This is a genomic window from Staphylococcus sp. FSL K6-0223 (assembly GCF_038008285.1).
The window spans coordinates 891,949-912,765 of the sequence record NZ_JBBOYX010000001.1; the positions used below are offsets into that span (position 1 = coordinate 891,949).

24 protein-coding genes are annotated in these 20,817 nt (G+C 29.4%); 18 read left to right on the forward strand and 6 right to left on the reverse strand.

Features of this window, described 5'->3' with window-relative positions; translation table 11 throughout:
- Positions 1–50: 50 nt before the first annotated feature.
- Positions 51–599 carry a DUF3267 domain-containing protein gene (locus tag MHI13_RS04365; protein ID WP_017175237.1) on the forward strand — a complete coding sequence of 183 codons (549 nt, stop codon included), beginning with the start codon at positions 51–53 and terminating at the stop codon, positions 597–599.
- A gap of 108 nt (positions 600–707) precedes the next feature.
- Positions 708–1,778 (forward strand): DNA polymerase IV, encoded by a 1,071-nt coding sequence (gene dinB, locus MHI13_RS04370; protein WP_049382581.1) that lies wholly within the window; start codon positions 708–710, stop codon positions 1,776–1,778.
- Between the two features lie 27 nt (positions 1,779–1,805).
- On the opposite strand, the gene MHI13_RS04375 is transcribed toward dinB, so the two are convergent.
- Positions 1,806–2,363 carry a 3'-5' exonuclease gene (locus MHI13_RS04375; protein WP_070547972.1) on the reverse strand — a complete coding sequence of 186 codons (558 nt, stop codon included), beginning with the start codon at positions 2,361–2,363 and terminating at the stop codon, positions 1,806–1,808.
- Between the two features lie 239 nt (positions 2,364–2,602).
- Here MHI13_RS04375 and MHI13_RS04380 point away from each other — a divergent pair, with 239 nt between their 5' ends.
- Positions 2,603–3,913 (forward strand): Mur ligase family protein, encoded by a 1,311-nt coding sequence (locus MHI13_RS04380; protein WP_049415628.1) that lies wholly within the window; start codon positions 2,603–2,605, stop codon positions 3,911–3,913.
- A gap of 2 nt (positions 3,914–3,915) precedes the next feature.
- Positions 3,916–4,635 (forward strand): type 1 glutamine amidotransferase, encoded by a 720-nt coding sequence (locus tag MHI13_RS04385; protein WP_017175233.1) that lies wholly within the window; start codon positions 3,916–3,918, stop codon positions 4,633–4,635.
- Positions 4,636–4,679: 44 nt separating this feature from the next.
- On the opposite strand, the gene MHI13_RS04390 is transcribed toward MHI13_RS04385, so the two are convergent.
- Positions 4,680–5,669, reverse strand: coding sequence for an FUSC family protein (locus tag MHI13_RS04390; protein ID WP_017175232.1), 990 nt, complete (start codon positions 5,667–5,669; stop codon positions 4,680–4,682).
- Between the two features lie 173 nt (positions 5,670–5,842).
- Between MHI13_RS04390 and map the strand changes: the two genes are divergently transcribed.
- The 5 genes from map to vraR all read left to right on the forward strand — a co-directional run bounded on the left by map (position 5,843) and on the right by vraR (position 10,043).
- A complete protein-coding gene (gene map, locus MHI13_RS04395; protein WP_017175231.1) occupies positions 5,843–6,595 on the forward strand; it encodes a type I methionyl aminopeptidase in 753 nt (250 codons plus the stop codon).
- Between the two features lie 676 nt (positions 6,596–7,271).
- Positions 7,272–7,499, forward strand: a complete 228-nt coding sequence (locus tag MHI13_RS04405) for a hypothetical protein (RefSeq protein ID WP_256277554.1) — start codon at positions 7,272–7,274, stop codon at positions 7,497–7,499.
- Between the two features lie 180 nt (positions 7,500–7,679).
- Positions 7,680–8,381 carry a cell wall-active antibiotics response protein VraT gene (vraT, locus tag MHI13_RS04410; protein ID WP_017175229.1) on the forward strand — a complete coding sequence of 234 codons (702 nt, stop codon included), beginning with the start codon at positions 7,680–7,682 and terminating at the stop codon, positions 8,379–8,381.
- Positions 8,378–9,412, forward strand: a complete 1,035-nt coding sequence (vraS, locus tag MHI13_RS04415) for a sensor histidine kinase VraS (RefSeq protein ID WP_017175228.1) — start codon at positions 8,378–8,380, stop codon at positions 9,410–9,412. The genes vraT and vraS overlap by 4 nt, the downstream gene beginning before the upstream one ends.
- Before the next feature lies 1 nt (position 9,413).
- Positions 9,414–10,043, forward strand: a complete 630-nt coding sequence (vraR, locus tag MHI13_RS04420; RefSeq protein ID WP_002450048.1) for a response regulator transcription factor VraR — start codon at positions 9,414–9,416, stop codon at positions 10,041–10,043.
- Between the two features lie 78 nt (positions 10,044–10,121).
- Here the strand turns inward: vraR and MHI13_RS04425 are convergent, their stop codons facing one another.
- The 3 genes from MHI13_RS04425 to MHI13_RS04435 all read right to left on the reverse strand — a co-directional run bounded on the left by MHI13_RS04425 (position 10,122) and on the right by MHI13_RS04435 (position 12,167).
- Complete coding sequence (locus MHI13_RS04425; protein ID WP_017175227.1) at positions 10,122–11,324, reverse strand: YihY/virulence factor BrkB family protein; 1,203 nt, start codon at positions 11,322–11,324, stop codon at positions 10,122–10,124.
- Between the two features lie 91 nt (positions 11,325–11,415).
- Positions 11,416–11,697, reverse strand: a complete 282-nt coding sequence (locus tag MHI13_RS04430) for a hypothetical protein (protein ID WP_070547973.1) — start codon at positions 11,695–11,697, stop codon at positions 11,416–11,418.
- A 5-nt stretch (positions 11,698–11,702) separates the two neighbouring features.
- The gene (locus tag MHI13_RS04435) at positions 11,703–12,167 is read right to left on the reverse strand and encodes a low molecular weight protein-tyrosine-phosphatase (RefSeq protein WP_049335620.1); all 465 of its coding nucleotides are present in this window, start codon (positions 12,165–12,167) and stop codon (positions 11,703–11,705) included.
- Positions 12,168–12,308: 141 nt separating this feature from the next.
- Between MHI13_RS04435 and MHI13_RS04440 the strand changes: the two genes are divergently transcribed.
- From MHI13_RS04440 to MHI13_RS04450, 3 genes are read left to right on the forward strand one after another with little or no spacing between them, the layout of a single operon-like run.
- Positions 12,309–12,515, forward strand: coding sequence for a DUF1128 domain-containing protein (locus MHI13_RS04440; RefSeq protein WP_049438099.1), 207 nt, complete (start codon positions 12,309–12,311; stop codon positions 12,513–12,515).
- Positions 12,516–12,526: 11 nt separating this feature from the next.
- Positions 12,527–13,774 (forward strand): aminopeptidase, encoded by a 1,248-nt coding sequence (locus MHI13_RS04445; protein WP_070547974.1) that lies wholly within the window; start codon positions 12,527–12,529, stop codon positions 13,772–13,774.
- A gap of 32 nt (positions 13,775–13,806) precedes the next feature.
- Positions 13,807–14,340: an acyl-CoA thioesterase gene (locus MHI13_RS04450; RefSeq protein ID WP_017175224.1), complete on the forward strand. Its 534-nt coding sequence runs from the start codon at positions 13,807–13,809 to the stop codon at positions 14,338–14,340.
- Positions 14,341–14,640: 300 nt separating this feature from the next.
- Here the strand turns inward: MHI13_RS04450 and yfkAB are convergent, their stop codons facing one another.
- The gene (gene yfkAB / locus MHI13_RS04455; protein ID WP_070547975.1) at positions 14,641–15,786 is read right to left on the reverse strand and encodes a radical SAM/CxCxxxxC motif protein YfkAB; all 1,146 of its coding nucleotides are present in this window, start codon (positions 15,784–15,786) and stop codon (positions 14,641–14,643) included.
- A gap of 142 nt (positions 15,787–15,928) precedes the next feature.
- On the opposite strand from yfkAB, the gene MHI13_RS04460 reads away from it, so the two are divergent.
- The 6 genes from MHI13_RS04460 (at position 15,929) to MHI13_RS04485 (ending at position 20,796) form a co-directional block, all read left to right on the forward strand.
- The gene (locus MHI13_RS04460) at positions 15,929–16,090 is read left to right on the forward strand and encodes an SE1561 family protein (RefSeq protein ID WP_002450046.1); all 162 of its coding nucleotides are present in this window, start codon (positions 15,929–15,931) and stop codon (positions 16,088–16,090) included.
- A 109-nt stretch (positions 16,091–16,199) separates the two neighbouring features.
- Entirely contained in the window at positions 16,200–16,718 is a 519-nt protein-coding gene (locus MHI13_RS04465) for a type 1 glutamine amidotransferase domain-containing protein (protein ID WP_049434624.1), read from the forward strand.
- Positions 16,719–17,171: 453 nt separating this feature from the next.
- Complete coding sequence (gene sgtB / locus MHI13_RS04470) at positions 17,172–17,984, forward strand: monofunctional peptidoglycan glycosyltransferase SgtB (protein ID WP_070547976.1); 813 nt, start codon at positions 17,172–17,174, stop codon at positions 17,982–17,984.
- 168 nt (positions 17,985–18,152) lie between these two features.
- On the forward strand, positions 18,153–18,956 hold the full coding sequence (gene recX, locus MHI13_RS04475) for a recombination regulator RecX (RefSeq protein WP_070547977.1): 804 nt from the start codon (positions 18,153–18,155) through the stop codon (positions 18,954–18,956).
- On the forward strand, positions 18,949–19,263 hold the full coding sequence (locus MHI13_RS04480; protein WP_070547978.1) for a YfhH family protein: 315 nt from the start codon (positions 18,949–18,951) through the stop codon (positions 19,261–19,263). The genes recX and MHI13_RS04480 overlap by 8 nt, the downstream gene beginning before the upstream one ends.
- A 15-nt stretch (positions 19,264–19,278) precedes the next feature.
- Positions 19,279–20,796: an ATP-binding cassette domain-containing protein gene (locus tag MHI13_RS04485; protein ID WP_017175219.1), complete on the forward strand. Its 1,518-nt coding sequence runs from the start codon at positions 19,279–19,281 to the stop codon at positions 20,794–20,796.
- Positions 20,797–20,817: the final 21 nt, after the last annotated feature.

Here is a 20,817-nt window from a genome sequence, read left to right on the forward strand (position 1 = left end):
CTACATGTATACTATGAAAGAGTTTTAGTGAAATGAGTGGAGGTTGACAGATGCACAAAATTGATTTATCACACAATCGAATCAAAATATCAAAATTACTTACCATTCAAGTTGTTATGATGTTATTTGCAATTTTATTTACATATAAGTGGGCAGTTAATTATGTTGATATTATTGAACAACGTTTTTTGACAAATGTCATTTATGGAATACTTGGTTTTATTGGAGTATTAATTATTCACGAATTAATACATAAATGTTTATTTTTTATCTTTTCTAAAGGACAGAAACCACAATTTAAATATAAAAATGGAATTTTGCTCATTTATTTGTCATCTAAATACTTTAATAAATGGCAATTTTGTGCAGTCATGCTTGCACCATTAGTAATCATTACAATAGGGTTAATGATTTCATTTTACCACTTTGCTTACTCTTCTATTATATTTATATCAAGCATACACATCGGATATTGTTTGATTGATATATATCTAGCAGGTATAACAATTATTAACAAATTTAAATATATTCGTTCTACTGATGAAGGTATCTTTATGTATCATCATTTGCCTATATCTATAAATAATGACTATGAATAAACATCTGCATAAGTCTTAATATTATTATAAATGCATTTATAAAGTGTTTTCTTTTAGGGTGCAGTATAATAGTATTGAGGCTTATTTTATTTAAAAAGGAGTGAGACAATGACAGAAAGGAGAATCGTTCATATTGATATGGATTGTTTCTACGCTCAGGTAGAAATGAGAGATAATCCTAAATTACAAGGAAAACCTGTCATTGTAGGTGGAAAAGCAAGTCATCGAGGAGTCGTTTCAACCGCTTCATATGAAGCACGTAAATATGGTGTTCATTCAGCAATGCCTATGTCGCAAGCACATAAACTATGTCCAAATGGGTACTATGTTAGAGCAAGATTTGATGTATATCGTGAAGTTTCAAGTAAGATAATGGAAATTTTTAAACAGTATACTGAAATTGTAGAACCTTTAGCACTAGATGAAGCGTATTTAGATATTACTCATTTAGTTAAACCTCATCGATCAGCATCAAAAATTGCTTCAAACATACGTAAAGATATCTTCAATAAAACAGGTTTAACGTCTTCTGCTGGTGTTTCTTATAATAAATATTTAGCTAAATTAGCTAGTGGAATGAATAAGCCTAATGGAATGATGGTTATTCATTATCAGAATGTGCATGACATACTAATGAACTTAGATATAGGTGATTTTCCAGGCGTTGGAAAAGCTTCTAAAAAAATCATGCATGAACATGATATTTATACTGGTAAAGATTTATATAGCAAATCGGAATTTGAATTGATTCGCTGGTTTGGAAAAAAAGGACGAGGACTTTATCAAAAAGCAAGAGGCATTGATGATAGTGAAGTAAAAGTAAGTAGGATTCGTAAGTCAGTAGGAACCGAACGTACTTTTTCAACAGATATTAATGATGATAAAGAGATTCTACAAAAAATATGGGAACTTTCTCGTAAAACATCTGAACGATTAACTCAATTGCAAAAGTCTGGCACAACAGTTACTGTCAAAATTAAAACGCATCGCTTTGAAACTTATTCTAAACAAAGAAGTTTGAGAGAAGCGGTAAGTAAAGACATTGATATTTATAATATAGCTTATGATTTATATCATGAATTAAAAGACCCTGATGTACCTATCAGATTAATTGGTGTTACAGTAGGTCATCTAGAGCAATCAACATATCAAAATATGACCATTTATGATTTCATTTAAAGATAGAAATAGATAAGATGTTTTAAATTATCTATTTCTATCTTTTAAATTTTTACCATGAAATTGAAGCACACTTTGTAAGCTATCATAGTGTTTTAATAATCTATAAGTAATCATTGCGCAAGCTTTTGCGTCATTCAGGGCATCATGATGGCCATGAAAATTTAAGTTGTAATGGTTCATTAGATGTTTTAATCCATATCGATAAGCTTTGATCGTACGTCTAGCAAGTTGATATGAGCAGAAATAGGTAAGTGAGGGAACAGCTATGTTTAAATGTTTTAAGCTTTGATGTAATACAGCCATATCAAAAGCAGCATTATGTGCCACTACGGGTAATTGATTTATAAATTGCAACATATATGGAAAGACTTCTTTAAAATCTGGCGCACCTTTAACATCCTCAGGATGAATACCATGAACATGAATATTTGTTTCCGAAAAATAGTCATGAGGATTAACAAGCGTGTAAAACGTTTCGACTATTTCGTTATCTACTACTTTTACCATGCCAACAGAACAAATACTTGTTCTTTTTTTATTTGCAGTTTCAAAATCCAAAGCTATAAATGAATTTTTAAGCATTCTATATTCCTTTCTAAATATTTAAAATGAATTATTCACAGTTTAACAGAAAGTACGATTTAAATATAAATAATTGCTTTTTTCATAATCTATAGATAACAGAGTAAAAAATAGATACGGAATTTAAAGTGAAAAAGTTATAATTAGAAGTGTATTGTGTTACTTTTAATTGAGAATATTTTTTGTTACTTTAGATACATGATATAATTACTCGAGTGAATTATGCGAGGAGGAAAGACATGAGACAATGGACAGCAACACACTTGGCTAAACTAGCACGCAAGATAAGTATCGCAGCAGGAAAAAAAGGAACTGATTTACCAGGTCAAATTGCTCGCAAAGTAGATCAAAATATTTTACGAAAGTTAGCTTCACAAGTTGATGATATTGTTTTTATCAGTGGAACAAATGGTAAAACAACAACTTCCAATTTGATTGGGCACACTTTAAAAGCAAATAATATTGAAATTATACATAATAATGAAGGTGCTAACATGGCTGCTGGAATTACTTCGGCATTCATCATGAAAAATGTAAAAGATATTAAAGTAGCGGTCATTGAAATTGATGAGGGTTCAATTCCAAAAGTATTAAAAGAAGTTACACCTTCAATGATGGTATTTACTAATTTCTTTCGTGACCAAATGGATCGATTTGGTGAAATTGATATTATGGTTAATAATATTGCAAAATCAATTAGTAATAAAGGGATTAAATTAATTTTAAATGCCGATGATCCATTTGTAAGTCGTTTGAAAATAGCGAGTGATACAATTGTATATTACGGAATGAAAGCCCATGCACATGAATTTGAACAAAGTACTATGAATGAAAGTAAATATTGTCCGAATTGTGGTAGATTATTAACTTATGATTATACCCATTATAATCAATTAGGACATTATCATTGTGAATGTGGATTTAAGCGTGAAACACCTAAATATGAAGTTTCACAATTTGAGGTGCAACCATTTATTGATATGGATGTGAACGATGCGCACTTTGAAATGAAAATTGCTGGTGATTTTAATGCTTTTAATGCACTTGCTGCATATTCAGTATTAAAAGAGTTAGGCTTAAATAATGATGCAATTCGTAAAGGATTTAAAACATACACTTCAAATAATGGTCGAATGCAATACTTTAAGCGTGGTCAAAAAGAAGCAATGATTAATTTAGCTAAAAATCCTGCTGGCATGAATGTGAGTCTATCAGTCGGAGATCAACTTAAAGAAAAAAAAGTATATGTTATCAGTCTGAATGATAATGCTGCTGATGGCAGAGATACATCTTGGATTTACGATGCGGATTTTGAAAAGTTACGTAATCAAAATATAGAAAAAATTATTGTAACGGGTACAAGAGCAGAAGAATTACAACTTAGACTGAAATTAGCTGAAGTAGATGTTCCAATTATTTTAGAGAAAGATATTTATAAAGCTACAGCTTTAACTATGAATTATGCAGGCTTTACAGTAGCGATTCCAAATTATACATCACTTTCACCTATGTTAGAACAACTTAATCGCTCATTTGCAGGAGGACGTTAGATATGTACGAATTAACAGTTTTTCATTTTATGTCGGACAAATTAAATTTATATAGTGATATAGGAAATATTATTGCTTTAAAACAGAGAGCAAAAAAACGCAATATTAATTTAAAAGTTATCGAAATTAATGAAACTGAGGGAGTTACATTAGAAAATTGCGATATTTTCTTTATTGGTGGGGGTAGTGATAGAGAACAAAGTATCGCTACTAAAGAGTTAAGTAAAATTAAAACTATATTAAAAGATGCAATAGAAGATGGAATGCCAGGTTTAACCATTTGTGGTGGATATCAATTTTTAGGTACTAAATATATTACTCCTGATGGTACAGAATTAGAAGGACTTGGAATTTTAGACTTTTATACAAAGTCAAAAACAGATCGTTTAACAGGAGATATCGTAATTAAAAGTGATACATTTGGAACAATAGTAGGTTTTGAAAATCACGGTGGTCGTACATATCATAACTTTGATACATTAGGTCATGTAGTAACCGGGTATGGTAATAATGATGATGATAAAAAAGAAGGTATACATTATAAAAACTTATTAGGAACTTACCTACATGGGCCTATATTACCGAAAAATCATGAACTTACTGATTATTTATTAGAGAAGGCATGTGAACGTAAAGGAATTCCATTTACACCAAAACAATTAGATAACACTGAAGAAGAAGCGGCGAAATATGTTATTATTGAACGTTCAGAAAAAGAATAAAAACGTTGGATGACTTGAATTATTTCAATTCATCCAACGTTTTTTTATGCTTTAACAAATCGATTATCTAGTAAATTGTAGATAAGTAAAATTTCATAAATAACGTGACTCTTAATTTGATTCTTATCGAATTCTTCTAGTATTTTGACTGAAGATTTTAAAGTAGATATAGATTTAGATTCTCTTTTAAAAACTCCATCTAAAGGGATATTGTTGATACTATTACTAATTTTTATAATTGCCATTTTTTCCTCAGTAGTAAAACAAATATTTACGTTTTTTGGTAAATAAATAATATTTGATAAATGTGTAGCAAGAAGTCTATCAATATATGCTCTATTTGACATATCTTTTAATTGTTTCCATTTATCTTCGTTATTTTTATGATAGCGTAATTCATCTCGTTGATAATTCATTAAAGTATCTGTTTTTTTATTCATATCAGATAAGGTTGCTAATGATGTATTACTATTATCTGAATCAAATTTTCCTAATAATAATTCATGACATCTAGAAGCGAATAGTTCATACAAATTATTTTCTGAATGAATTAAGTTCTCTTCGATTTGATGATAATATTTAGGCGGTAATACGAAAAAATTTACTAATCCAGCAGTTACTAGACCAATTAAAGCTGTTAAGAGTCTTGAGAAAAAATTAAAAAGATAGGCTTCATGAATACCAGGTATCATAGCAACTGAAGTTAATACTGCAACAGTTGTACCAACTTGGAGATTTAATTTTGTACACGCTAAAATAGTAAAAATAGCACTAAAGGTGTAAGTAAATGGAGATTGATCGCCGAAGATATAAGTAAAAATAACTGCAAACAATGCACCTATGACGGTAGCAGGAAGTCGACGATAACCTTTTCGTAAAGAAGCTTTAGCAGTTGGTTCAATCGAAACAATTGCTGTTAAAATAGCAAATATAGGAGTTAAGTTTAATAGTAAACAAAATAAAGTTGTTAGAAAAGTAGCTAGACCCGTTTTTATTGTTCTAGCGCCTATAATATGTTTATACCATTGATTCATATTGTTAAATCCTCTCAAAGAACGAACGTGATGATTATAATGTTAGAATAAGTTTAATATCAAGTTTGATGTAGTGAGACATCAAGTCAGTAGATATTACATTTCTTATTTAGTATATCAAAAAATTTTTGGTATAATAAGGTGGAATATTTTTTAAAAAGGAACGGGATAATATGATTGTAAAAACAGATGAAGAATTACAAGCGTTAAAAGAAATAGGATATATATGTGCAAAAGTGCGAGATACAATGCAAGAAGCAACTAAACCTGGTATTACTACAAAAGAATTAGACAATATCGCTAAAGAATTATTTGAAGAACATGGTGCAATCTCAGCACCTATTCATGATGAAAAATTCCCAGGTCAAACTTGTATTAGTGTTAATGAAGAAGTCGCTCATGGAATACCTGGTAAACGTGTTATTCGTGAAGGGGACTTAGTTAATATAGATGTTTCAGCATTAAAAAATGGATATTATGCAGATACTGGCATTTCTTTTGTAGTAGGAGAAGCGGATAACCCTTTAAAACAAAAAGTATGTGATGTAGCACTTGAAGCATTTGATGCAGCAATGGCTAAAGTAAAACCAGGTACAAAACTAAGTAATATTGGTAAAGCGGTACATGCTACAGCACGTAAAAATGATTTAACTGTTATTAAAAATTTAACAGGTCATGGTGTAGGACAATCTTTACATGAAGCGCCAAGTCATGTTATGAATTATTATGATCCTAAAGATAAGACGCTTTTAAAAGAAGGCGTAGTCATTGCAGTAGAACCTTTTATTTCATCTAAAGCAACATTTGTTACTGAAGGCAAAAATGACTGGGCATTTGAAACTAAAGATAAAAGCTTTGTGGCCCAAATTGAGCATACTGTCATTGTTACGAAAGATGGTCCGATGTTAACAACAAAAATTGATTAAGAAAAATGAAGTTGAAAAGAAGTCATTTTGATGTCGTCGTCCCATACTGATAATGATTCCACAACATAGAGATGTTCCATAAAGAACGTCTCTATGTTGGGATTCAGCGTCTCTGATGATGTTGAAAAAACTTGTGATAAAATGTATTTTCAAGAATTGTTAGTATATTAAAAAGAGTCCGGAACATAAAGTTTCTGGATAAGTGAAAAAAGACAATTTCTATGCCTAAGACAACAATGATGTCTTAGGCTTTTTTATGACCAACGTTGTTCTACTTTGCCAAATTTCCAAATAAGAGTGGACATAAAACATGTAATCAAAAATAAAGCTACCAAAAAATAGCTTAATTAGTCAAAGCGAATCGACTGAACAATATTACAAAATACACATTTTACTGAAACACCTAAAAGAATAGACTTTAAAAACACAACACCAAATAATAAATAGTTAGTATCAGCGATAAATGAAAAACTAAATTTGAACATGTGAAGTAAAAAATGTTTAAGATATATGGATACCACCTTAAATCACTCTTTTCAATAGTATTCAACTCATATCCTTATTTTTAAATTAAAATTAATCGTACTTAAGTATGAGAAGAAAATGGTTCCTAGGACTATATTAAGTAAGATTCCACTCATTTATAATAAAGTTTAGTAAACAACGAGGTGGTTCTATGAATTATTTAGATTTATATTTACAACACTTTTTAAAAATAATTATAAAAAATAATATTAATGATTATCGTTCATTATTAGATGATAAGCTTCAGAGTATGGAACGATATATAAAATATTTAAAAAATAAAAAAGAAAAAATCAATACTTTAATTGACAGTTTATCTGCTACACTAGAGAATAAGTATATTGATATGATAAATATGTACAATATAAAGAATGCTTAGGAAGTTCATAATAATGAAATAGATTTATTAAAACAACGATTAGATAAATTTGAAGCATATTATGCCAAAATTGAAGCTAATATTCATCGTTGTACGAAAGAACGTATTGCTGCAGAAGAACAATATGCAATAATTGAACAAATGAGTTATGTAGCTTAATTAAAATCAGGAGGCGACACATTGACACGTAAATATATATCTACTGAATTATTAATTATTTTTACAGCGCTAATGATTATCGCTAACTTTTATTACATCTTTTTTGAAAAAATTGGATATTTATTTATTTTATTATTAGGATGTATATTAATTTATGTAGGGTACCTTTACTTTCATAAAGTAAGAGGGTTATTGGCGTTTTGGATAGGAGCACTACTCATAGCGTTTACCTTGTTATCCAACAAATATACGATTATTATTTTATTTATATTTTTAGTAATAATCATTATTAGATACTTAGTTTTTAAATTTAAACCTTTGAAGATTGTGGCCTCGGAAGAAGAAGTGACCTCTCCTCAATTTATTAAACAACGTTGGCTAGGTGAACAACGTACTCCAGTATATGTATATAAATGGGAAGATGTGCAAATTCAACATGGGGTTGGAGATATTCATATTGATATGACAAAAGCAGCAAACATCAAAGAAAATAATACGATTGTAGTTAGACATATTTTAGGTAAAGTACAACTGATTGTTCCAGTTAATTATAATATTAATCTTCACATGGCATCATTTTATGGTACCGCTTATATAAATGGAGAAGCATATAAAGTAGAAAATAATCATGTCCAAGTAGAAGAAAAACCGAAAGAAGAAAATTATAGTGTAAATATATATGTATCAACATTTATTGGTGATGTTGAGGTGATTTATCGATGAATCACTATTTAAGAGCAATAGGATCCATGCTTATTTTAGTGTATAGCATGCTAACTGCGTTTTTATTTATAGATAAAGTTTTTGTAAATATTATATATTTTCAAGGAATGTTCTATACTCAAATATTTGGTATACCTGTGTTTCTATTTCTTAATTTAGTGATTATTTTACTTTGTATTATCGTTGGCTCTGTATTAGCTTATAAAATAAATCAGCAAAATGATTGGATAAAGAATCAAATTGAACACGCCATTGAAGGCGAAACGGTAGGTATTAATGATAAAAACATAGAACTATATAATGAAACAATTGATATTTATCAAATGTTAGTGCCTTTAAATCAAGAATTACAGCGATTAAGAATCAAAACTCAAAATTTAACAAATGAAAACTACAATATGAATGACATTAAAGTAAAAAAAATTATAGAAGATGAGCGTCAGCGTTTAGCAAGGGAATTACACGATTCAGTAAGTCAACAACTTTTCGCAGCAAGTATGATGTTATCAGCGATAAAAGAAACAGAACTAGAACCACCCCTTAACCAACAAATTCCAGTACTTGAGAAAATGATACAAGAATCTCAATTAGAGATGCGAGCGCTGTTACTACATTTGCGACCTTTAGGACTCAAGGATAAATCATTAGGGGAAGGTATTAAAGATTTAGTCATTGATTTACAAAAGAAAGTACCTATGAAAGTCATTTATGATATACAAGATTTTAAAGTGCCTAAAGGAATTGAAGATCATCTATTTCGAATTACACAAGAGGCAATTTCAAATACATTAAGACATTCTGATGGAACTAAAGTGACAGTCGAATTATTTAATCATCAAGATTATTTATTATTAAGAATTCAAGATAATGGTAAAGGCTTTAACGTAGATGAAAAAGTAGAACAAAGTTATGGATTGAAAAATATGAGAGAACGTGCATTAGAAATAGGTGCAACGTTTCATATCGTATCTCTACCAGATTCAGGAACTAGAATAGAGGTAAAAGCACCTTTAACGAAAGAGGAGGGTTAATATGACGATTAAAGTATTATTTGTAGACGATCATGAAATGGTTAGAATTGGTATTTCAAGTTATTTATCTACTCAATCTGATATTGAAGTAGTAGGAGAAGGATCATCAGGAAAAGAGGCAATTGAAAAAGCACATACGTTAAATCCTGATTTAATTTTAATGGATTTGTTAATGAATGATATGGACGGTGTAGAAGCGACGACACAAATAAAAAAAGATTTGCCTCATATCAAAGTAGTCATGTTAACAAGTTTTATAGAAGATAAAGAAGTATATAGAGCACTTGATGCAGGGGTTGATAGTTATATATTAAAAACGACAAGTGCCAGTGATATTGCAGAAGCAGTTAGAAAAACATATCGTGGAGAATCTGTATTCGAGCCAGAAGTTTTAGTAAAAATGAGAAATAGAATGAAGAAGAAAGCAGAATTATATGAAATGCTCACTGAACGTGAAATGGAAATATTGTTATTAATTGCTAAAGGCTATTCTAATCAAGAAATTGCCAGTGCTTCACATATTACAATTAAAACAGTAAAAACACATGTGAGTAATATTTTAAGTAAACTAGAGGTACAAGATAGAACACAAGCGGTTATTTATGCATTCCAACATAATTTAATTCAATAATAAAAAGCTCCTTATAAAGAAGTCAAAAAATGACTATCTCATAAGGAGGTTTTTCGTTAAAAGTTTTCTTTTCTATAGCTATTTATCTTTATCAAATTTATCTTTAATTTTATCAACAAAAGAGTCTTGTTCACTATGTTTATCATTTGGTGTAGGATCCACATCATAATTTTTTTCATATTTAGATGATGCTGTAGAATCGTATTCATATTTTGTATTCTCATTGTAATGATTTTCATTATTATCATCATGTTTTAAGGCAGCTTCTTCAGGTGTAGAACCTTTAATGACATGTCTTTGATGAATAATTGCATTAATTTCAGCACCAATAATGATAATGAAACATGTAATGTAAATCCATAGTAATAAAATGATGATTCCAGCAAGACTACCATATGTTTTAGAATAGTTACCAAAGTTAGATAAATACCAACCAAATGCAAATGATCCTAATAACCATACAATAGAAGTAAAGATTGCACCAGGATAAACAGATTTAAACTTAGTTTTAACGTTAGGTGCTACTGAATATAATGTTAAGAATAAAATAATAATAACGATAAGTGGTAACAATATACGCACTAAATCAAATATCCAAGCGACTTGTTGATCTAAACCTAACGGACCAAATAGATGATCTTTAATAAAATTACCAAATGTAGGTAACGTTAGAGCGATAGCTAATACAATAGCCATAACAATTGTAAACAAAATACTTAATAATTTAAGAACAATAGGATTACGAGCATCTTCAACATCATAAGCGACATTAAATGAATTCATAATTGCTGTCATACCATTTGATGCTGACCAAATAGCTAAAATCAAACCGACTGATAATAAACTACCACTAGAGTTACTTGTAATATCTTTAAAAATTTTAGTAACAACATCAGCAGTCTCAGCAGGAGCATTTTGACTAACTAAGTCTTTAATTTGCTGAGGATCAATTTGAAATAATGGTAATAAAGTTAATAAAAAGATTAACATTGGGAATAAAGCTAATACAAAGTGATACGTCATTTGAGCCGCTAAACCTGAAGCATCATCTTTACCAATACGATAAATAAGATAAGATAAAAAATTAGAATTTTTAGTATATTTTGCAGGTTTATTTAATCTAGAAACGAAAAAAACTTGTTTATCTTTTTTAGGCTTCTTTGATTGAAATTCCTGAGGTTCTACGTATGTACGATCAACCTTTATTTTCTCTTTATTTTCTGTCTCTTTTTCCTTAATAGAGTTAAGGTACTTAGAGTTTGATTGATTTTTTTTTGACATAGGCGTCTCCTTAAAAATTAATTCTAAAATAAAGGCAAAACTACCTAAGTAAAAAGGAATTTTGCCTTTATTTTCTGTCAATTATATTTGATTAGCTAAGACGATTGTTTTTACGATTTACAAATGTATCTTTAGCATCTTTAATTGATTTTTCTAATTCTGGATTATTACGACGAATTTCTTCAATTATATCTTTCCAATACAATACTTCATTTTTAATTGAAGTAATTTTAGAAGGTTTACGAGAACGATTACCTTCTTTAATGTCTTTGAATGATTGTACTAATGCATTACGTGTTGATTTATCTGCTAAAGTAGCAGCTCCACCAACGATAGCACCAATAATAATACCTGGAACAAATTTATTTTCCATTTTAGTTACCCCTCTTTCAAATTAGCATCTTTTACGATGAAATCTATTAAATTGTCACAAGATGATTGTACCATGTCATATACACCTTCAAAATTATTTGTGTAATAAGGATCAGGCACATCAGTCTCTTCCATGTTACTAAATTCTAGCAATTTGAACAATTGACCTTTAAGATTTGGATTGATTGATTTAATATTATCCACATTACTTTGGTCCATAGCGATAATATAATCAAAATCATCATCAGGTTCAAATAATTCACTAACAATACCATCAAAAGGTATATGGTGTTGTTTCAGAATTTTTTGAGTACCTTGATGAGGAGGTTCACCTAAATTCCAACGTCCAGTACCCCTAGAATGTACAATAACATCAGAAATACCGCGTTCTTTTAATCGTTGACGCATGATTGCTTCAGCCATTGTAGAACGGCAAATATTTCCAAGACATACAAAAGCTACATCTACCATCTTGTACTCCTCCAAACTTTAATATATAAACTATTTTATAGTTATTTTTAACATTTATAAAGCCATAATTTTACTAATTTCTATAAAAGTTTAATAAATTTTTATACTTTGATAAAATATGATAATAAAGAGGTGAAACAAATGACACAGAATAATGAACAAATGATTAAAAATATTCGAAAAAAATTAAATATTGTAAATCAATCTTTAATTAATCCAGAAAAATTTAAAGATACAGATACAAAGGATATTAAAGACATTCATGATTTTGTTATGTCTAAAGATTCATTTTCACCAAGTGAAATTACAGCAATTGCTGATGAATTAGGTAATTTACGTCACGAGTAAGGAGAATTTAAATGGCCAATCAAGATTATCAAGACAAATTAAAACAATATGCAGAATTATTAGTAAAAGTAGGTATGAACGTCCAACAAAATCAACCTGTATTTATAAGAACTTCTGTAGAAACTATAGAATTAACGCGCTTAATTGTCGAAGTAGCCTATCAAGAAGGCGCTTCAGATGTAAGAGTGGTATATTCAGATCCTATTTTAGAACGTTTAAAATATGAAAATGAATCTGTTGATTATTTTGAAAACCATGCTGTTAAAGCTTATGATGTTGAAGAGCGTATGGATTATGCTCATAGAGGAGCAGCGAATTTAGCGCTTATTTCCGGTGATCCAGACTTATTAAATGGCATTGATTCAGAAAAATTAAAAGCATCTCAGTTTAATTATGGACAAGCATTCAAAGGGTATATGGAAGGTAGCCAAAAGAATGCATTTCCATGGGTAGTAGCTGCATTTCCATCTAAAGCATGGGCAAAACGTGTATATCCTAATTTGCCTAAAGAAGAAGCATACAGTCAATTTATCGATGAAGTATTTGAAATTGTACGTGTGGATGGAAATGACCCAATCACAAATTGGGAGCAACATGTGAAATCTCTAAGTGTACATGCAAATAAACTTCAAGAAAAAAATTATAAAGCATTACATTATATGTCTGAAGGCACTGATTTGACAGTAGGGCTACCAAAAGGACATATTTGGGAAGATGCAACGAGCTATGTAAATGGAAATCAACAACCATTTATTGCAAACATCCCAACGGAAGAAGTATTTACTGCACCAGATAGAAATCATGTAGATGGCTATGTAACTAATAAATTACCATTAAGTTATAATGGTAATATTATTGATGGATTCACTTTAACATTTAAAAATGGTGAAATTATCGATGTTAAAGCAGAAAAAGGTGAAGAAGTTTTAAAAGATTTAATTAGCACAGATGAAGGTTCTAAGCGATTAGGAGAAGTTGCTCTAGTTCCAGATGATTCGCCAATTTCAAATCGTAATACCATTTTTTATAATACTTTATTTGATGAAAATGCATCTTGTCATCTTGCTATTGGTTCAGCCTACGGGTTTAATATTAAAGGCGGTACAGAAATGTCTACTGAAGAAAAAATAGCAAGTGGATTAAATGATTCTAATGTTCATGTGGACTTTATGATTGGAAGTTCAGATCTAACAATTTATGGTATTTTAGAAGACGGCTCTAAAGAATTAGTTTTCGAAAATGGGAATTGGGCACAATAACTCATTTAAATTAGGAATAGGAGAAATAAAGTATGTCAAATTCTCAAGTTAATAAAAAATCTATGTCTGAATCAAAAAGTATTAAAACACGACAAGTATTTCCTCAAGATACCAACCATCACCATACAATGTTTGGTGGATCATTGATGGCTAATATTGATGAAATAGCTGCAATTACAGCTATGAAACATGCGAATGCACAAGTGGTTACTGCTTCTACTGACTCGGTGGATTTTTTAAGACCTATAAAAACAGGGGATATTACGTCTTATGAAGCAATGGTAAGTTACGCAGGGTCAAGTTCAATGGAAATTTGTGTGCAAATTATTATTGAAGATGTGCTAAATAAGGAAAGACATTTAGCAGCATTGAGCTTTTTAACATTTGTTGCCCTAGATGAAAATGGAAAACCAACACGTATTCCTAAAGTGTACCCTGAAACTAAAATAGAAAAGTGGTTCTATGAAGGAGCACCAAAACGTGTTCAACGAAGAAAAGAACGACGTGAAGAAAGTAAAAAAACCATTGAATTTTTATCTGAAGCACAGCACATAGAAGATATTTAAGATTTATAATAAAAGTCAATACATATGATATAAATTATATGTATTGACTTTAAATTATACGAAAGGTTTTAGGGCCTTATTTTTTAAAAATAATTCAATGTAAAATTACATATAAATACAAAGTGTTTTGGTGAGACTCTTGAGGCAATAGGATATGCTAAAGACTACAGGCTGAAGTTGTGCCCTAAGAAAGCGAGTCAACAATACGCAGTATTGTAAATAAAATAGCCAGTAAATGAGTTTACAATAAACTCATTTACTGGCTATTTTGCTTGGAATTATGTCTTAGTTTTTTTAATTTTATTGAAAACTATGTTCAGTGTGCATTGCGATTTCATTTTCTCTAAAGTTTGTATTTGGATAATACATATTTTTAACTAATACATTTGGTCCTAAACATTGGAAAGCTTCACAATGACAATTTAGAGATTTTGCTAAATCTGTTGATAACCAGGCATTAAATACATCTGTGAGCTTATCATGTTTAATATTAGAAATTGTTCCGTTTTCATCACCAAAATCTGTTACAATAACGTCTCCACTAAATACATTTACATTTAAGCGACTACGACCATCTGGGTCATTTCGAACAGTAACATTTTTTTCATTTCTTAATCGTTCAAGTAAAAGTTGGTCATTTTCATCGTTTATGCAAGGGTAGATTGGTAGAGTACCAAATAACATCCAAGTATTTTTATCACGAATGTCTAATAAATGATGAATAGCTTGTTTCATGTCTTTTAATGATAATACATTGAGTTGACTTGCAAAATCTGCTGGATACATAGGATGAACTTCATGACGACTACACTTCATATCATTAACAATTTCTTTATGTATGTTTTCTAAATAGGGTAGGGTACTTTGATTTAACATTGTTTCTGCTGAAACAAACATCCCTTGTTCAGATAATGTACTAGCATTATCTAGCATTTGTTCATATAATTTTAACTTTGCTTTTAAAGGAGGTTGTTTTTTCATCGCGCCAAAGCCCACCTCGGCAAATTCTTGGATAGTACCCCAATTATGAGAAATGTGCATGACATCAATATATTCTGCAATTTCTAGATATCGATCTTGAGGTAACGTTAAATTAGAATTCATTTGCACATATATGCCTCTTTGATGCGCATATTTTAATAATGGTTTAACAACATTATTTATAGATTTCTTTGAAAACATAGGTTCTCCACCTGTAATCGACATAGTACGTAAATTGGGAATTTCATCTAAACGTTGGTAAATAAGGTTCATAGGTAATGGATCAGGATCTTTTGTTTGTAACGTATAACCAACTGCACAGTGACTACATCTCATATTACATAAATTTGTAGTGGTAAATTCTACATTACTCAAAGTGAGTTGATCGAATTGTTTAATATCATTATAAGCTTCCCATGGATCATTATAAATTGAGATTGCTTGTTTAATTTTTGATGTTGTCATTATAAAAACTCCTAAACTTTTAAAACATTCTTCTTTATAAAATACAATAAATATTATTAGAATTATATCTCTTTTTGTCAAATTTTGTTAGGATAGTTATGAATAAAAGTTAAAAATATTATATATAAGGAGTTAAATTCCGATGGATGAAAAACAAACTATTGAACAAATTAAAACAAGATTGTCTAAATTTTTAGAAGATATTGACCACGTTAATCCCGATGAAGTAAGTGTAAAAGATATTGATGAATGGATTGGATTATTAGATCAATTAGAAGAAAAAGTTAAGTTAGTTTCTAAGTAATCATGGAGTATGAAAAGATTTTCAACTAAATTTAATATTTATGTTTAAACCATCTTAAATTTGTCTATATACTAAATATAATAAAATGAAAGAAAAGGTGATTTTAGTTATGGCTAAAAAAGTAGCAATTATTTTAGCTGATGAATTTGAAGATATAGAATTAACAAGTCCTAAAGAAGCTTTAGAAGAAGCAGGATTTGAAACTGAAGTTATTGGAGATACTGCGAACGCTGAAGTTGTTGGGAAACATGGTGAAAAAGTTACAGTAAATGTAAGTATTGCTGATGCTAAACCAGAAAATTATGATGCATTATTAATTCCTGGTGGTTTCTCTCCAGATAATTTACGTGGAGATGCAGAAGGACGTTATGGAACATTTGCAAAATACTTTACTAAAAATGATGTTCCAACATTTGCTATTTGTCACGGACCTCAAGTTCTAATTGATACTGATGATTTAAATGGTCGCACTTTAACTGCAGTATTAAATGTTCGTAAAGACTTATCAAATGCAGGTGCTAATGTTGTTGATGAATCAGTAGTAGTTGATAATAATATTGTAACAAGTCGTGTACCTGATGATTTAGATGATTTCAATAGAGAAATCGTTAAAAAATTAAATGATTAATCTAAAATAACTTTTTTGAAAGTTATATTTGAGCCTGAGACATGTGTAATTGTCTCAGGCATTTTTAATGTGTTGATAGTCGATGATTAAATTACAATGTAACTGTATTCTGGAGTAGGTTCCAATGAAACTGAGAATATATCATTACAAGTCGTGTCAATTCATAAGCGTCTGATTGATTTGTTTTCCTTGTTTTCTAGAAATGGAGAAAATACGTTTTAAATGTTACTTTTAAAAATTCATATATTTATGAACTTAATATCGTTTTTTAAATCCGCTTATCCATCTTTAAAAAATCCTTCTCTATCTTCTTCAAAGTAACTTGAAAATTTGAGCGATATAAAAACCAATGATACACCTTGAGACTGATTTTTGATTGTTTATATAGATAAAAATAATACTTACTGTTAAACTCTCAATTATAGAGTGACCTTTAAGTAAAGGAGCAATCCCATGAAAAGAAGACAAAGAGATAACTATCCAAAAGAGAAAACAACTTATTATCAAAATGAGCCTTATTATAATACCTATTATCAACCTGTGGGTTCACCACCGAAAAAGAAGAAAAGTAAACGGCTCTTTCTAAGAATGTTTATTATATTTCTGATTATATTTGCTTTGTTTACTGGATTAATGTATTTTTTATCATCTAGAGCGAATGTCGATGATTTACAAACGATTGAAAATAAGAGTAATTTTGTATCATCAGACAATATGCCGAATTATGTTAAGGGCGCATTTATATCTATGGAAGATGAACGTTTTTCTAAACATCATGGATTCGATATCAAAGGGACAACACGTGCATTATTTTCAACGATTGGTGAACGTGAGGTACAAGGCGGGAGTACCATTACTCAACAAACTGTAAAAAACTATTATTACAATAATGAACGTTCATTTACACGTAAACTAAAAGAATTATTTGTCGCTCATAAAGTTGAACAGCAATACAGTAAAAATCAAATATTAAGTTTTTATTTGAATAATATTTACTATGGCAATAATCAATATGATATTGAAAGTGCAGCAAATTATTATTTTGGTACAACTACAAATCAAAATAATAGTAGTTATCCGATTATTACTATATTACAAAGTGCAATGCTAGCAAGTAAAGTTAATGCTCCAAGTGTATATGATATCAATAACGTATCAAATAATTTCAAGAATCGAATTAAAGTGAATTTAGAAAAAATGAGACAACAGAATTATATTTCTGACAGTCAATATCAAGAATCCTTATCACAACTTAATAATTATTAATATAGTAATATAACAATTTAATTGAATATAAACTAAGAGTGAGAATGAGAATAAATAAAATTCCATTTCGCTCTTTTTTAATATCAAATACTATGTGTGTTAGACTTTCTGTTATAAAATAAATATATTATTAAAATACTATTTTTAATTAGTATGAGGAGAATAATGATGCCGAAAATTACTAAAATAGAAGTTCAAAAAAATAATAAAGAACGATTTAATCTCTTTCTTGATGAAGCATTTGAAATGGGAATTGATATCGATACACTCGTTAAATTCAATTTGAAAAAGAACCAAATGATAGATGCTTCAGAAATGGAAAAAATCCAAAAATATGAACACTATCGTCTAGGAGTTAATATGGCAATACAATATTTATCATATAAAAAACGAACTGAAAAAGAAGTTAGTGACTATTTGAAAAAGAATGATATTAATGAAATGGCAATACAAAAAGTGATTGAATACTGTTATAAAGAGCAATATATTAATCATGAAGATTACGCTGAAAGTTTAAAAAATACAATGATCAACACAACAGATAAAGGACCTGAAGTATTTAAACAAAAACTATACCAAGTTGGAGTAGAACCTAATATTATAGATAGATATGTTAAACGATATGAAGAAGAGCAACCTATAGAATCTATCATTCATGTTGCTAAAAAAATAATGAAAACTAAAAAAGGTCCTGTTGTTAAAGTAAAGCAAAAAGTAATGCATAGCTTAATCCAAAAAGGATATACAATGGGAACTGCACAAAATGTACTTAATGAGTTAGACTTTGCTCAAGACGAAGAAGTGCTAGATGACTTATTACAAAAGGATTTAGAAAAAGTTTATAATAAACAACGTCGTAAATATGATGGTAATACATTAAAAATGAAAACAATAGAAGCACTTATGAGAAAAGGATATAATTATGATAAAATAAAAATTAAATTAGCAGAAAGTGGTATTTTAGATGAGTGACAAAAGATTAAGTGAAATGTCTGAACAGGAATTGAGACATGAAATACAATTATGTAAAGAAAAAATGCGTAAAGCTGAAATGAATGGCATAATGAATGAATATGATGTTTATGAAAGTAAAGTCATTGTAGCTGAGAGTTATTTAGTCGATCGTTCTAAAATTAATATAGGCAGAATGTATAAATTAAATGATGGTAGTGAACAATACTTTAAAGTTGAATGTTTAAAAGGGGTTTTTGCTTGGGGTTATAGAATAAATAGTACGAATCCTGAAGAGGGTTTACCCATTGCATTATTAAAAATTTAGAAGGATGTAACACAAATGGGAAGTTCAATCGTTTTAAAATTATTAAATGTTACACAATACTATAGAAACCAAAAGAATAGAAAGTGGTATTTGCCGTTTGGATATGGCGCGGAAGACATAGAATTAAATAAAATAACTTTACACATTTATCAAGGAGAAGCTCTTGCACTCATAGGAGAACCTGGTTCATCCAAAACATTGATTGGAAGAATTATGGCACAAGATATTGCACCTGATAGAGGGAAAGTTGTACAATCAGCAAGTATTTATTATGGAGATATAAAAAACAAACATTTATTAAATATGTCTGTTAAAAGTTATATTGAAGAAACACAATGCTTATTTAATTACGAGACGTCTTCACATATTGTCGATCAAATTATTAAATATGCGCATTTAGATGATAAATCTTCGATTCAAGTGAATAAACTCAGTCACTCTGAGTATGCGCAATTGATTTTAAGTGTTGCAAGAGTTTGTAAAACAGAAATTATTATTTTAAGTCATATTCTCGAATATCTTGATGAAGCTTTTTTAAATAAGGCGAAACAACTTTCAAAAGACTATGTGTCTAATGACTTATCAATTATATTTGTAGACGATGATATTTCTAAAATATCTCAAGTAAGTAACTATGTTACATGGATTTCTCACGGACAAGTGCGTATGGAAGGGTCTTTAAATGACGTTTTACCAGTATTTAATGATCATGAAAGAGATAGATTAAGTATCGAAGATGAAGAAACACTTAAGAATTTTGATTTGGATTGGAAGAAAAGTAGAAGTAGATTGCCGGAAATGAGTTATAACTTTAAAAGAGTCGAACGATACAAACATGTTAAAGTTCCGGATTTTATAGTTAAATTTTGGACGCTTTTAGTTTCAACGTTAATCGTCTTAGTGTTACTTGGCGCACTGGTAGTGAATAATATAGGGAAAATTGAAATTCCTATCAACGAATCTCAGAAGAAAGTTCAAAATCAAGACACGGATTCTTTTGAAAATAAATTGTCTTATGGAATTGTTCTACATGATGAAGTGACATTATCAAATCATCAAGATATTGAAATGCCAAAATATTCTTTTGTGACGATTACTGGAGAAAGTGCTTCAAAATACCGCTTAATTGTCGATGATGATACATATGAAGTAGGTAAGAACAAAATTTATTATTTTAATCCTGCTGCATTATATGAAACGCATAAATTTAGTACTTTAGCGCCTTATATGAAGTCAAACTACAGTAAGTATGTTGATTATTTTAATACTCAATTACATAAACCACATAAGCAAGTGAAAAAGACGCTCGTTCCTGAAAAAGATCAACGATTTGTGGTGCCTATTACACAACAACCTATTAAAATGTTATTTAATGATGAGGATAAGTTAACTGGTTTTGTATTTCCTATAGTAGATAAATCAAAATTAGAGCGTAAATTTAATATTAAAAGTAATGTATGGATTTCAAAATTAAATAATGGATATTTAATTGCAGATATGAAAAATAGTAAATGGATTTATATCGAATTGTAGGTGTAAACATGATAGATAAGT